The sequence below is a fragment of the Chromobacterium haemolyticum genome, assembly GCF_002081825.1.
Classification (GTDB): domain Bacteria; phylum Pseudomonadota; class Gammaproteobacteria; order Burkholderiales; family Chromobacteriaceae; genus Chromobacterium; species Chromobacterium fluminis.
Genome location: NZ_MUKU01000046.1, coordinates 1 through 11,616 on the forward strand (window position 1 = coordinate 1; position 11,616 = coordinate 11,616).

The window sequence follows — 11,616 nt, forward strand, 5'->3', positions numbered from 1 at the left end:
CTTCACGCTTTGTGCGTCCACGATCAAAAAGCTGGTCGAGGATTTGCGCCCCAGTCTGATACGGGCCTCTCCAACCAGATTTTTTGAGGGCCCGCTCCAAGATGCTGACACCATCCTGGCCGGGCTCGCTCCAGCGACTAAAGTAGGCATGCACCGTTCGCCACTTGGGAAACTCACTGGGCAACATTCGCCATTGGCAGCCACTCTTGAGCAAATAGAGCACCGCACACCAGACCTCGAACAGGTCCACTGTCCTGGGCTTGGTTTTCTTGCGTACGCTTTCCAATAGCGGTCTGATCTGTTCGAACTGTTCACGACTTACGTCGCTTGGATAATGGCTTCTTCGCATTCGGCAATTATCTCAGGACGAAAAGATCGTGAACAGGCTCTTAGAGCCTGTTTACGATCTCGCGAGCTAAGGCGAGACAAGGCGTTGCGGCTGAGAAAGCGGAATGTACACGTGGTACATGGCGCACTCACCGTGTAACGCTCCACGACGCGCAGCAGATCGTAAACAGGTTCTTACAGCTTGAGGAAATGCTCGCGGTAGTAACGCAACTCCTCGATGGACTCCAGAATGTCCGCCAGCGCCTCGTGTTTGCCGCGCTTGACCACGCCGCGCGCCACTTCCGGCTTCCAGCGCTTGCACAACTCTTTCAGCGTAGACACGTCCAGGTTGCGATAGTGGAAATACTCCTCCAGCTTGGGCATCCAGCGCACCATGAAGCGCCGGTCCTGATGAATGGTGTTGCCGCACATCGGCGTGATCCGCGGCGGCACGTACTGAGCCATGAAGTCCAGCAGCATCTGCTCGGCCTCGGCTTCGCCCAAGGTGGAGGCCTTGACCTTCTCGATCAGGCCGCTTTTGCCGTGGGTGTTCTTGTTCCAGTCGTCCATGCCGTCCAACACTTCGTCGGGCTGGTGGATCACCAGCACAGGCGATTCCGCCACCACGTTCAGTTGGCTGTCGGTAACGATCATCGCCACTTCGATGATGCGGTCGGTCTCAGGATTCAGGCCCGTCATTTCCATGTCGAGCCAGATGAGGTTCATTTGATCTTGTGTCATACTTGCCAATCTTTGCAAAACCCTGCCATTTTCCTTCATTGCCGCGCTGGCGGCAAACCTGACAGCAGATAACGGACTCCGATGACCGAGGCATTCAGCTCTCTCTTCCTGGCCGCGCTGGCGGCCACCCTCGCGCTAAAGCTCTGGCTAGGCTGGCGTCATGCCCGCCACATCGCCCGCCACCGCGCGGAAGTGCCCGCGGCTTTCCGCGACGCCATCACCTTGCAACAACATCAGTTGGCCGCCGATTATTGCATCGCCAAAACTCGCTTCGGCCTGTTTTCCGCCTTATTGGACAGCCTGGTGATCCTGGCGCTGACCTTTGGCGGCGCGCTGCAATGGCTGGCCGGCATCGCCGCCGGCGCCAGCGCCTCGCCGCTGCTGTCCGGCCTGCTGCTGATCGTGGGCGTGGCGGCGCTGACCGGCTGCGTCAGTTTTCCGCTCAGCCTGTACTCCACTTTCGGCATCGAGGCCCGCTTCGGCTTCAACAAAACCACGCCCAGGCTGTTCATCATCGACCAGATCAAGGGTCTGCTGCTAGGCGCCGTCATCGGCTTGCCGCTGGTGGCGCTGGTTCTGTGGTTGATGGACATCTCCGGTCCGCTGTGGTGGCTGTGGGTGTGGCTGGTCTGGACCAGCTTCCAACTACTGATGGTAGCGCTCTACCCAACGCTGATCGCCCCGCTGTTCAATAAATTCGTCGCGCTGGAAGATTTGGATCTCAAGGCCCGCATCGAAGCGCTGCTGCAACGCGCCGGCTTCAAAAGCCAGGGCGTGTTCGTGATGGACGGCTCCCGCCGTTCCAGCCACGGCAACGCCTATTTCACCGGCTTTGGCGCCGGCAAACGCATCGTGTTTTTCGACACCCTGCTGGGACAGCTGGACCACGCCGAGATCGAGGCGGTGCTGGCGCATGAGCTGGGCCACTTCAAACGCCGCCACATCGCCAAACGCATCGCGCTGGCCTTCGCGCTGTCTTTGGGCTTCCTGTTCCTCTTGGGCCAGTTGCTGGATGCGCCGTGGTTCTACGCCGGCCTGGGCGTTGACACGCCCAGCACCGCGATGGCGCTAATCCTGTTCTTCACCGCGGTGCCGGCCTTCACCTTCCCGTTCACGCCACTGTCCAGCAGCCTGTCGCGCCGCCACGAATATGAGGCCGACGAGTTCGCCGCCAGCGAGACCGACGCCGGCAAACTGGTGTCGGCCCTAGTCAAGCTCTATCGCGACAACGCATCCACGCTGACGCCGGATCCGCTTCACTCCGCTTTTTACGACTCGCACCCGCCCGCGGCGCTGCGCATCAACCATCTACAAGGAAACCGCTGACATGAACCTGCTCGAACTGTCTTGCGAAGCCCAACACGGCGCCAGCCCGCTGGCCGCCAGCACCGTCAATCAATTGATGGGCTCGCTGCCCGGCTGGAACATCCGCGGCATCGAACTGACCAAGACCTTCCCCTTCGCCGACTTCCACGACACCATGGCCTTCGTCAACGCGCTGGCCTGGATCGCCCACCGCGAAGACCACCACCCGGACCTGTCCGTGCATTACAACCGCGTCGTCGTCAATTTCAGCACCCACGACGCCGGCGGCCTGACGCTGAACGACTTCATCTGCGCGGCCAAGACCGAAGCGCTGCTGGCTCGCCCATGACAGGTCAGACCGGACAAATCATCCGCAGCCACGGCCGCCGCTTCATCGTCGAATCCGACGGCCAGGTTTACGATTGCACCACCCGCGGCAAGCGCGTCGACTTCGCCTGCGGCGACTGGGTGGACATCCTGGTGCAAAACAAGGAACAGGCCGTCATCGAGCGCTCGCAGGAGCGCCGCAGCCTGCTCTACCGCCAGGACGACTGGAAAACCAAGGTCATTGCCGCCAATGTGACCCGCATTCTGTTCGTGATCGCCGCCGTGCCCAGCCCCAACGAGGAATTGCTGGGCCGCTGCCTGATCGCGGCGGAAGCAGGCGACATCGACCCCGTCATCGTGGTCAACAAGGCAGACTTGCCGGAAACCGCGGGCTTGCTGCTCAAACTGGACTTGTACCGGCGCCTGGGCTACCAGGTGATCACCCTGTCCGCCAAGCAGGACGTCGCGCCATTGCTGCCGCTGCTGCAAGGCCAGACCAGCGTCTTCGTCGGCCAGTCCGGCATGGGCAAATCCACGCTGACCAATGCACTGCTGCCGGACGCCAACGCCCGCATCGGCGACATCTCCACCGCCTTGGACTCCGGCCGCCACACCACCACCCACGCCACGCTCTACCACCTGAACCCGGACAGCCACCTGATCGACTCCCCCGGCTTGCAAGAGTTTGGCCTCAAGCATTTGAAGGCTGCGGAACTGACCCGTTACTTCCCGGAAATGCGCCCGCTGATTGGCCAATGCCGCTTCCACAATTGTTCGCACCGCGTGGAACCGAACTGTGCCATCATGACCGCATGTGAATCCGGCGCCATCACTAAGTTTCGGCTAGGTTTGCTGCAACGTCTAACGGATGAACTTTCACCGTCCAGGCCGTAACGAAAGGAGTGCGTACTTTCCATTCACATACACGGGTAATTCACTTATCCTAAAAAACTGAAAGTCGTATCGCATAAGCATATCCAGACAGACAGCTAATAAGGAGCCAGCACTATGACTAAGCGAATCGCACTCGTAACCGGCGGCATGGGCGGTATTGGCACTGCCATCTGCAAAGCCCTGGTTGAAAGCGGTCACATCGTAGTCACCACCTACAGCAAGCCCGGCCGCGAGCAAGCCTGGCTCGCCGACATGAAGGGTCTGGGACTAAAGGATATCCACGCCTATCAGTGCGATGTCACCGACACCGCAGCCTGCAAGGAACTGGCCGAAAAGGTGGCCAAAGACCTGGGGCCGATCGACGTGCTGGTCAACAACGCCGGCATCACTCGCGACTGCAGCTTCAAGAAGCAGACCAAGGAAGACTGGGACGCGGTGCTGCGCACCAATCTGGATTCGCTGTTCAATATGACCAAGCCGGTGGTGGACGGCATGGGCGACCGCGGCTTCGGCCGCATCATCAACATTTCGTCGATCAACGGCCAGAAGGGGCAGTTCGGCCAGACCAACTACTCCGCGGCCAAAGCCGGCATGCACGGCTTCACCATGGCCCTGGCGCAGGAAGTGGCGCGCAAGGGCGTGACCGTCAACACCATTTCTCCCGGCTACATCGCCACCGACATGGTGATGGCGGTGGCGGAAGACGTCCGCAACAAGATCATCGCCCAGATTCCGGTGGGCCGCCTGGGCAAGCCCGAGGAAATCGCCGCCTTGGTGACCTACCTCGCCTCTGAGCAGGCGGGCTTCATCACCGGCGCCAACGTGGCGATGAATGGCGGTCAGCACATGATGTAACCGGGCCTCTGCCCGCTACGCGACGCCACCCCGCAGGGCGGCGTTTTCTTTTTGTCCGTCCGCTGTGTATGCTATCGCCTTCCCAAGCCACACCCCGACCATACCCCATGGCAGAACATCTGATCATCCACGGCGCCGACAAACAAGAGCGCTACCAAACCCTATTGCCGCAGGCGCTGGCGCTGATTGAATCCGAGACGGACCAAATCGCCGCGCTGGCCAATCTCTGCGCCGCCTTGCACAGCAGCTTTGATTGGCTGTGGACCGGCTTTTATCTGGTCAAGGACAAGCAATTGGTGCTAGGCCCCTTTCAGGGACCAATCGCCTGCACCCGCATCCCCTTCGGCAAAGGCGTGTGCGGCAGCGCCTGGCAGGCCGGCAAAACACTGGTGGTGGAAGATGTCGACGCCTTCCCCGGCCATATCGCCTGCTCGTCCAGCGCGCGCTCGGAAATCGTAGTGCCGGTCCGCAACGCCGACGGCGAGGTGGTCGCGGTGCTGGACGTGGACTCCAGCGAACTAGCCAGCTTCGACGCGGTGGACGCCGAATACCTGGAACGCGTTGCGGAGGGGCTCGTCCATCTGTTTTAAAAGCCTGTTCAATACCGGCCGCGCTTCAGCGTTGCGGCGCTGAAACTCTTCGCGACCATGAAAAAGCGCGCCTACCGGCGCGCTGTTTTCATGACCAGGCCGGCTCAGCCGGCTACAGCTGCAAACGCATTGAATCGCGCCCCTCTCGAGAGCGCGACCAAACTCGCCCCGCCAGCTCCAAAATCCAGAACACGGCCAGGCCGGACAGAATGGACAGATTCTTGCCCGCAACCATGACCAGCAAGCCCTGCCAGAAAGAACCGCCGTCCGCCCAGCACAAACCACACCACACGAACAAGGCCAGCAAGGAGATCAGCGCCGGGGCGCGGTAGTATTCGCCGAAAGTCATATTGCCTCCAATAAAGACAATCCTATCTCGACAAACTAACAAAGCTCGCGGCAAGCGACATCGTGGCAAGCACTTAGTAGAAACACGCGCCCGGAGCGCGCTTAGCCCAATAAGGGCAGTTGCAGTTGCCGCCCCAGCCACTCGCGCAAGCCGGCTTCGTCCAGCGTCAACAGCTCCTGACGCGAGACGGCCAGAAGCTCCACCAGTCGCGCCAGTTGGCGCTCGGCGCCCAGATTCATCTCTCCGGCCAGCCGGCTGTTCTCGCTGGCCATGTCCAGCAGGCGCGCCGAAGTCTGCTCCAATTGCACTGCCTGCCGCAACGCGTCCTGCTCCAAAGCCGCGTTGCGCCCTTCCAACCACTCCAGTCTCGCCTCCAGCCTGCCGTGGTCTCGTTCACGCTCAGCCAGGCGGTCGCGCCACTCTCCCTCCAGCCGCGTCCGCTCGCGTCGGCTTTGTTGCAAAGCCTCCTCCTGGCGCGCTTGCGCCTGCTGCATGGCCCGGCGTTCTTCTTCCATTTGCTCATAAAGCCGCAGCCGCAAGCCTTCCAGACGCTCATAAGCCAGGGACTCGCGCCTGGCGGCTTCTTCGCGCGCCTCCTGCACCTTCAGCTCCGCGCGCTCCTCCAGCTCCTGCTGGCGCTGCTCAGCCTGACGCCGAACCTCCGCCATTTCCTTCCGGAGCTGCTCCAGCCTCGCCTCCTGCTCCAGCCCCGCCCGCTCCAACATCTGGCGCCGGGTTTCCTCTCCCTGCAAGCGCCCATCCAAATCCGCCAGCCGCGCGGCGCGCAACTCTAGCTCGCGCAAGGCGGACTGCAGTTCGGCCTGACGCGCAGCCAAGCTGTCCTTTAGGTCTCGAGTCTCCGCCGCGGCCTGCGCCACCGCGGTTTCCGCGTCCTGACGCAAAGACTCCAGCCGCCCGTCCGCTTCGTCGCAGGCCCGCTGCCATACTTGCTCGAAAGCTTCGGCCAGGCCGGCCGGCCAATCCGGCCGCCGCGACGAGATCGCCACCCGCGACAAAAATTCCTGTCGCCATTCCTTCAAGGTGTTATTGATCGTCGTGTTGGAGCCCGCGCCGATTCTGGCCCGAACCTCCAGCACCGTCGGCCATACGCCTTCGCCCACCAGCTCAAACGCCGCTTGCCGGATACGCGAATAAATGTCTGTCGCCATGCCTGAAAATGCTCATTTTGTCGTGACCGACATTTTAGCAAAGCGACACTTTAAAATATATTACGCATTACATTTAAAATTTAACAAACCTAGCTCAGGCGCCCTGCGCAGCAAGAACCGGCGAAAGAAAAGAGCGGCGCGTCGCTGCGACGCCCGCCCCTCCTGCCAACTCTCCCGCCTTAGAACCTGTTTACGATCTGCTGCGCGTCGTGAAACGTGACACGGCGAGCACTGCTTCGAAATACTCATGTACCCTGTGCACATTCCATTTTCTCAGCCGCAACGCCTTGTCTCGCTTTAGCTCGCGAGATCGTAAACAGGTTCTTAGCCGCGTGCGGCTTCGCCCACGAAGATTTCCACACGCCGGTTTTTCGCTCGCCCCGCGGCGCTGGCGTTGCTGGCCACCGGCTCATGCGACCCGCGGCCGGCGATGCTGATCCGCCCCTCGGCCACGCCGCGCGCAGTCAGATAGTCGCGCGTTGCGCGGGCGCGGTTCAACGACAGCGGATCGTTGACCGCGTTGGAGCCGGTATTGTCAGTATGGCCAACAATCTTCACCGTGGTCACCGGATTCTGATTCAAGGTGGCCGCGAAACGATCGAGAATCGGCCGCAAATTGGGCTTGATATCGTAACGGCCCACGTCGAAAGACACATCGCTGGGAATGTCCAGCTTCAGCTGATTGTCTGCGGTCTGGCTAACGCTAACGCCGGAACCCTTGGTCGCCTGCTCCATCGCGGCCTTCTGATCCTGCATGTGCTTGGACCACAAATATCCGCCGCCGGCGCCCAGCGCCGCCCCCAAGGCGGCGCCGGTGGCCGCGCTGCGACCCGGATTGCCGCCCGCAGTCAGGCCGCCCAGCACCGCGCCGGCCACAGCCCCAATCGCCGCGCCCGTACCGGTGTCTTTCTGTGTTTCGGACATGTTCGCGCAGCCGGACAGGCCGCCGCTCCCCAGCGCCAATGCAACAAACATCGCGATCAGTTTATTCATGCCTGGATCCTTTCCATTCAGTCCATTACCCGCCCCAGCTCCTGCGGGACCCGCTTTCAGCATATACCCATTGCGTCGCGGCCACTGCGCCACCCGGCCAAAAGACAGGCGCAATTGGCCACGCCCGCGAGACAAAACGCTTGATTCGACAGCTAAAGCCTTCCCTTGCCGCGTCAATCCGCGTACCATCGCGCCTCGCTTTACGGGAGGGAATATGAACACGCAGACTACGGCCCGCGCCTGCGGCATTGACTTTGGCACATCCAACTCCACCGTGGGGTGGCTGCGCCCGAACCAAGCCACTCTACTGACGCTGGAGGACGGCAAGATTACCTTGCCCTCGGTGGTTTTCTTCAACTACGAGGAGGATCATTCCGTGTTCGGCCGGCTGGCGCTGCAGGAATACATGGAAGGCTACGAAGGCCGGCTGATGCGTTCGCTGAAAAGCCTGCTGGGCTCCAAGCTGATCGACAGCCAGACCGAAGTGCAAGGCAAGGCCCTACCCTTCCGCCACCTGCTCAGCCTGTTCATCCAGGAACTGAAACTGCGCGCCGACCGCGCCGCCGACCGCCCGTTCGAACAAGTGGTGCTGGGCCGACCGGTGCACTTTGTCGACGACAACCCCAAGGCCGACGCCGAAGCGGAGTCCACGCTGGGCGAGATTGCGCGCCAGGTCGGTTTCAAAGACGTGTCCTTCCAGTTCGAACCCATCGCAGCCGCCTTCGACTACGAAGCCCGGCTGGACCGCGAAGAGCTGGTGCTGATCGTCGACATCGGCGGCGGCACCTCGGACTTCACCCTGATCCGGCTGGCGCCCGAGCGCCACCGCCTGGACGAGCGCCGCGACGACATCCTCGCCACCGGTGGCGTACATATTGGCGGCACGGACTTCGACAAACAATTAAGCCTGCACGGCGTCATGCCCCTGTTCGGCTTCAAAAGCCGGTTGCGCAACAACGCGGAGATGCCGTCCAGCCAATATTTCAACCTGGCCACCTGGCACACCATCAATTTCGCCTACACCCGCAAGGCCTGGATGGACCTGCAAGATGTGCATCGCGACGCGGCGCAACCTCAGGTTCTGGACCGACTGTTCCGCCTGATCCAGGACCGAGCCGGCCACCGGCTGGCGATGCAGGTGGAAACCGCCAAGATCGCGCTGTCGGACGAGGCCTTGCACCAGTTGGACCTCGGCCACATAGAAGCAGGTCTGCGCTGCGAGTTGAGTCGCGACCAGTTCAACCACAGTATCAACACAATGCTGGGCCAGATCGGCGCCACCGTGCGGCAATTAATGGCGGACGCCTGCACCCAGGCCGGCGACATCGACACGGTCTTCTTCACCGGCGGCTCCAGCGGCGTGCCGGCGCTGCGCGACAGCATCAAGCACCTGCTGCCCCAAGCCCGTCACATAGAAGGCGACCTGTTCGGCAGCATCGGCAGCGGCCTGGCGATCGAGGCGGCCAAACGCTACGGCTAAGAATCTGTTTACGATCTCGCGCGCAAGGGCAAAATCGTAAACAGACGCCAACACCCACCCCTCAATAGAAAAAGGCCGGGCAAATTGCCCGGCCTTTCGCCTGTCCGTTCCGTCTCAAGCCTCGGGCTTGCCGCCCGCCGCTTTCTTACCCCTGCGCCGCGACTCCGGCGGCAGCTCGAATTCGAACAGTTGCGCGGTGCGCCCGGTTTGCGATTGACAGGCTATCATCAGCGCGCGATTGATCGCCTCCTTCTTGCTGACGCCCCACCACTCTATCATCTTGTCCAGGGACTTCTGCGCGTCGCGGCTCAATTCCACCGTCACCGACAACTCCTGCAGACGACTGCGGCGCAATTCGCGGCTGCGGCGCTTGCGCTCGGCCACCGTCATCGCGCGCTCGCCCAAGGGCTTGCGCCCCGGCTTTTTGCGGACGCCGCCAATCAGATCGAAGGTGTAGTGATCGCAAGGATCTTTCATGGCTTGAGTGACGGGTCACGGTCGTTGCTGAAGAGGGGCGCAAGGATAGCACAAAGCAAGCCCTGACGGGCGTTTCGCGCGCTCCAGCCGCAAAATATCCCAACGCGATGCGGCCGGCACAAAAAAACCCCGGCCTGGTGCCGGGGCAGACTCAATCAGCCGCCCTGAAGGCTGATCGAAAGCGACTCTACAGTTCCAGCATAGCCCTTGTTTCGGCTTTGCACAGCCCGCTTTCACGGAGCAGGAACCCGTTTCAGTCGCTGCCGAATTCCCGCTCCAGTTCCGCCAAGGCCTGACGCGTCACCCGCACCGGCATCAAGGCCCGACGCAAAGGCTGGGCCTGCCCCAACACCAGCTCCTCGAACTCCAGCTCGGTGGCGTCCTCGCCGGGCGCATCCTGCTTCACCCCCATGCGATTCAAGTACAAGGTCCGCCATTCCAGCCGGAAATAATCGGCAGGATGCTCCAACACGTGGCGCACGGTTTCCAACAGGCCCTCAAGACTCAGCGCGTCGCGCGCCTCGCGCAACTGCGGCTCGATCTCGTCCATGCGTCGTTGCACTCCTTCGCAGGTGTCGGGCAAAGGCGAGCCGTCCGAGGACCCATCCACCACGGTGCCGGCCTCGCAACGCAGCACGCTCATACGCAACTGCAGCCGCGACATCTCGTTGTCCAGCGTCTGGCGCAGCTGCTCCAGCAGGCTCAAGCGCCGCGCAATCACCGTGGTCAGCATCTCCTCGCTGCGCCGCGCGCTGCTTTCACGCAGCAGCTCGCGCGACGCGCAAGGCATCGCCAGCCGATGGCCGTCAAAGCTCACCACCTGCTGCGGCACCTCGCGCCGCACCTCCCCGCCTTCCATCGCCACGCCCAGGCGGCCGGTTTCGCTGCGCGCCATCGACAGCAAAGCCCAAGCCTCGTCGCCCTGGCTGGCGGACAAGAAAAAGTTGCGCAGGGGCTCGCTCTGCCTCAGACAGGACAGCAAGCTGGCCGGCCCGGAAAACAGCAAACCCAGCCGCGGGTCCCGCGCAAAGCCGCGCAAGGATAGTTCCAGCGGCTCCGGCATTCGGTTTGGCAACTCGGACAAATAAGCCTGGGTGACGCGCATGCCCGGCGCCAGCGCTTCCAGATAGCCGGGAGCCAGGCGCAAGCGCTTGTCCGTGCCGTCGACCAGGCACTCTATCGCCTGCGTCAACTCCCGCTGCTGCTGCCGGCTTTCAGCATCCAGCCCCCATCTTTGCAACAAGCGCCCTAACATGCGTCCCCCTCTAGGAACCTGTTCACGATCCGCTTCGCGAGGCGGCGAGCACGCCGTCTCGCCCTTGCTCGCGAGATCGTCAACACGTTCTAACAGCCGGCCATCCGTCCAGCCGGATTAAAATGATTCGTCGTCGCGCAGATAGCGCCATTGGCCAGTGGGCAGATTGCCCAGCTTGACCTTGCCGATGCGAATCCGCTTCAGACCCACCACGCGCAAGCCCACCAGCTCGCACATGCGGCGAATCTGGCGTTTCTTGCCTTCGCGCAGCACAAAGCGCAACTGGTCCTCGTTCTGCCAGGCCACCGTGGCAGGCAGCAATTTTTTACCATCCAGTTCCAAACCATGATTGAGCAGACGCAAACCTTCGTCGGAAAGTTCTCCCTCCACGCGCACCAGGTACTCCTTGTCCACGCTGGAGTTCTCGCCGATGAGCTGCTTCGCCACTCGGCCGTCTTGGGTCAGGATCAGCAGGCCCACCGAGTCGATGTCCAGGCGGCCGGCCGGCGCCAGCCCTTTCAGATGCTGCGGGGAAAACCGGCGACGGCTCTTGTCCTCGGACCACTGGTTCTCCGGCTTGACCAGCACCACCGCCGGCTCGTAGCCATCTTCAGCCTGGGCGGACACATAGCCCATGGGCTTGTTCAACAGGATGGTGACGCGCGAGGCCTGCGCGTCCTGGGCCTTCTTATCCACTTCGATCAGATTATGCGGCTGCACTTTCTGTCCGAGAACGGCCACCTCGCCGTCCACTTTCACCCACCCTTGTTCGATATAACTATCGGCCTCGCGGCGCGAGCACAAACCCAACTCGGCCATGCGTTTCGACAGGCGCACTGGTTCCATCATTTCGT

General features: G+C 62.0%; 13 protein-coding genes and 1 pseudogene. 6 read left to right on the plus strand and 8 right to left on the minus strand.

Features of this window, described 5'->3' with window-relative positions:
- Both B0T39_RS22130 and orn read right to left on the minus strand, forming a co-directional pair.
- A pseudogene (locus tag B0T39_RS22130) lies at window positions 1–349 on the minus strand (transposase); the annotation flags it as partial.
- A 173-nt stretch (window positions 350–522) separates the two neighbouring features.
- A complete protein-coding gene (orn, locus tag B0T39_RS22135) occupies window positions 523–1,068 on the minus strand; it encodes an oligoribonuclease (RefSeq protein ID WP_019100145.1) in 546 nt (181 codons plus the stop codon).
- A gap of 81 nt (window positions 1,069–1,149) precedes the next feature.
- On the opposite strand from orn, the gene B0T39_RS22140 reads away from it, so the two are divergent.
- From B0T39_RS22140 to B0T39_RS22160, 5 genes are all read left to right on the plus strand, one after another.
- Window positions 1,150–2,394 carry a M48 family metallopeptidase gene (locus tag B0T39_RS22140; protein ID WP_081550564.1) on the plus strand — a complete coding sequence of 415 codons (1,245 nt, stop codon included), beginning with the start codon at window positions 1,150–1,152 and terminating at the stop codon, window positions 2,392–2,394.
- 1 nt (window position 2,395) lies between these two features.
- On the plus strand, window positions 2,396–2,722 hold the full coding sequence (locus tag B0T39_RS22145; RefSeq protein WP_081550566.1) for a 4a-hydroxytetrahydrobiopterin dehydratase: 327 nt from the start codon (window positions 2,396–2,398) through the stop codon (window positions 2,720–2,722).
- Window positions 2,719–3,594, plus strand: coding sequence for a ribosome small subunit-dependent GTPase A (rsgA, locus tag B0T39_RS22150; protein ID WP_081550568.1), 876 nt, complete (start codon window positions 2,719–2,721; stop codon window positions 3,592–3,594). The genes B0T39_RS22145 and rsgA overlap by 4 nt, the downstream gene beginning before the upstream one ends.
- Window positions 3,595–3,708: 114 nt before the next feature.
- Complete coding sequence (gene phbB, locus B0T39_RS22155) at window positions 3,709–4,449, plus strand: acetoacetyl-CoA reductase (protein WP_081550570.1); 741 nt, start codon at window positions 3,709–3,711, stop codon at window positions 4,447–4,449.
- 107 nt (window positions 4,450–4,556) lie between these two features.
- Complete coding sequence (locus B0T39_RS22160; protein WP_081550572.1) at window positions 4,557–5,039, plus strand: GAF domain-containing protein; 483 nt, start codon at window positions 4,557–4,559, stop codon at window positions 5,037–5,039.
- Window positions 5,040–5,151: 112 nt separating this feature from the next.
- Here the strand turns inward: B0T39_RS22160 and B0T39_RS22165 are convergent, their stop codons facing one another.
- From B0T39_RS22165 to B0T39_RS26425, 3 genes are all read right to left on the minus strand, one after another.
- Entirely contained in the window at window positions 5,152–5,388 is a 237-nt protein-coding gene (locus tag B0T39_RS22165; protein ID WP_081550574.1) for a hypothetical protein, read from the minus strand.
- A 101-nt stretch (window positions 5,389–5,489) separates the two neighbouring features.
- Window positions 5,490–6,557 carry a DNA-binding protein gene (locus tag B0T39_RS22170; RefSeq protein WP_081550576.1) on the minus strand — a complete coding sequence of 356 codons (1,068 nt, stop codon included), beginning with the start codon at window positions 6,555–6,557 and terminating at the stop codon, window positions 5,490–5,492.
- A gap of 324 nt (window positions 6,558–6,881) precedes the next feature.
- Window positions 6,882–7,550 (minus strand): OmpA family protein, encoded by a 669-nt coding sequence (locus B0T39_RS26425; protein WP_081550578.1) that lies wholly within the window; start codon window positions 7,548–7,550, stop codon window positions 6,882–6,884.
- Window positions 7,551–7,764: 214 nt separating this feature from the next.
- Here B0T39_RS26425 and B0T39_RS22180 point away from each other — a divergent pair, with 214 nt between their 5' ends.
- Window positions 7,765–9,030: an Hsp70 family protein gene (locus B0T39_RS22180; protein WP_081550580.1), complete on the plus strand. Its 1,266-nt coding sequence runs from the start codon at window positions 7,765–7,767 to the stop codon at window positions 9,028–9,030.
- A 114-nt stretch (window positions 9,031–9,144) separates the two neighbouring features.
- Here B0T39_RS22180 and B0T39_RS22185 read toward each other — a convergent pair whose 3' ends face one another.
- From B0T39_RS22185 to B0T39_RS22195, 3 genes are all read right to left on the minus strand, one after another.
- A complete protein-coding gene (locus B0T39_RS22185) occupies window positions 9,145–9,507 on the minus strand; it encodes a hypothetical protein (protein ID WP_081550582.1) in 363 nt (120 codons plus the stop codon).
- A 253-nt stretch (window positions 9,508–9,760) separates the two neighbouring features.
- Window positions 9,761–10,762, minus strand: a complete 1,002-nt coding sequence (locus B0T39_RS22190) for a hypothetical protein (protein WP_141111354.1) — start codon at window positions 10,760–10,762, stop codon at window positions 9,761–9,763.
- Window positions 10,763–10,879: 117 nt separating this feature from the next.
- Complete coding sequence (locus B0T39_RS22195) at window positions 10,880–11,608, minus strand: pseudouridine synthase (protein ID WP_081550586.1); 729 nt, start codon at window positions 11,606–11,608, stop codon at window positions 10,880–10,882.
- Window positions 11,609–11,616: the final 8 nt, after the last annotated feature.

Bases quoted from the DNA above. Each gene is read 5' to 3' on its own strand.
- orn (WP_019100145.1), bottom strand. From the start codon at position 1,068: ATGACACAAGATCAAATGAACCTCATCTGGCTCGACATGGAAATGACG.
- B0T39_RS22140 (WP_081550564.1), top strand. From the start codon at position 1,150: ATGACCGAGGCATTCAGCTCTCTCTTCCTGGCCGCGCTGGCGGCCACC.
- B0T39_RS22145 (WP_081550566.1), top strand. From the start codon at position 2,396: ATGAACCTGCTCGAACTGTCTTGCGAAGCCCAACACGGCGCCAGCCCG.
- rsgA (WP_081550568.1), top strand. From the start codon at position 2,719: ATGACAGGTCAGACCGGACAAATCATCCGCAGCCACGGCCGCCGCTTC.
- phbB (WP_081550570.1), top strand. From the start codon at position 3,709: ATGACTAAGCGAATCGCACTCGTAACCGGCGGCATGGGCGGTATTGGC.
- B0T39_RS22160 (WP_081550572.1), top strand. From the start codon at position 4,557: ATGGCAGAACATCTGATCATCCACGGCGCCGACAAACAAGAGCGCTAC.
- B0T39_RS22165 (WP_081550574.1), bottom strand. From the start codon at position 5,388: ATGACTTTCGGCGAATACTACCGCGCCCCGGCGCTGATCTCCTTGCTG.
- B0T39_RS22170 (WP_081550576.1), bottom strand. From the start codon at position 6,557: ATGGCGACAGACATTTATTCGCGTATCCGGCAAGCGGCGTTTGAGCTG.
- B0T39_RS26425 (WP_081550578.1), bottom strand. From the start codon at position 7,550: ATGAATAAACTGATCGCGATGTTTGTTGCATTGGCGCTGGGGAGCGGC.
- B0T39_RS22180 (WP_081550580.1), top strand. From the start codon at position 7,765: ATGAACACGCAGACTACGGCCCGCGCCTGCGGCATTGACTTTGGCACA.
- B0T39_RS22185 (WP_081550582.1), bottom strand. From the start codon at position 9,507: ATGAAAGATCCTTGCGATCACTACACCTTCGATCTGATTGGCGGCGTC.
- B0T39_RS22190 (WP_141111354.1), bottom strand. From the start codon at position 10,762: ATGTTAGGGCGCTTGTTGCAAAGATGGGGGCTGGATGCTGAAAGCCGG.
- B0T39_RS22195 (WP_081550586.1), bottom strand. From the start codon at position 11,608: ATGGAACCAGTGCGCCTGTCGAAACGCATGGCCGAGTTGGGTTTGTGC.